The sequence below is a fragment of the Embleya sp. NPDC059237 genome (assembly GCF_042754105.1).
Classification (GTDB): Bacteria; Actinomycetota; Actinomycetes; order Streptomycetales; family Streptomycetaceae; genus Embleya.
The window spans coordinates 1-561 of the sequence record NZ_JBHZAE010000004.1 but is presented as its reverse complement, the minus strand read 5'-3'; positions in this window follow the sequence as shown (position 1 = coordinate 561).

Sequence of the window (561 nt, the reverse complement as noted above, 5' to 3'; positions counted from 1 at the left end):
GCTTTGTGACCGCGCCACCACCGATACCGACGCTGGCGTTCGGCGTTCCGCGGTCGATGCGATCGCGGATGAGTGGCTGGACGATCCGGGGACGCTCGGGTTGCTTTGTGACCGCGCCACCACCGATACCGACGCTGGCGTTCGGGAATCGCGGTCCAAGCCAGCACGCGACACCACGCCAATGCTCGCAAACGGGCCTCTGAGTGAGAGGTGTCTTCGTATATGCGCTCATGGGTGTGGGGGTCTGCCAGAGTTGGTTGCTGCCGCAGCGGGTGGCGGCGCAGGTCGGTCGCGCAGGCTGTATATGGGGTTCGTCGTGAGTAGCCCCTATCCACCTGTCGGCGTACTCGTCAATGTGCCCAACCAAGTACACGTGAACGTGCTCACGGCGGCCCGGTGCCGTCTGCCCACTTGCCTGATCGGCGGAACCGGCCCCTGGCTCTACCGTTGCCGTGGCCCGGTCGGTGACGGCAGATCGAGCAGGCGGGAGAGGGCGGCCTCCAGAGGGATGGCGTGGTCGGGCAGGTGGTGGGATGCCCAATCGGCCGCCAGGGCGACGAA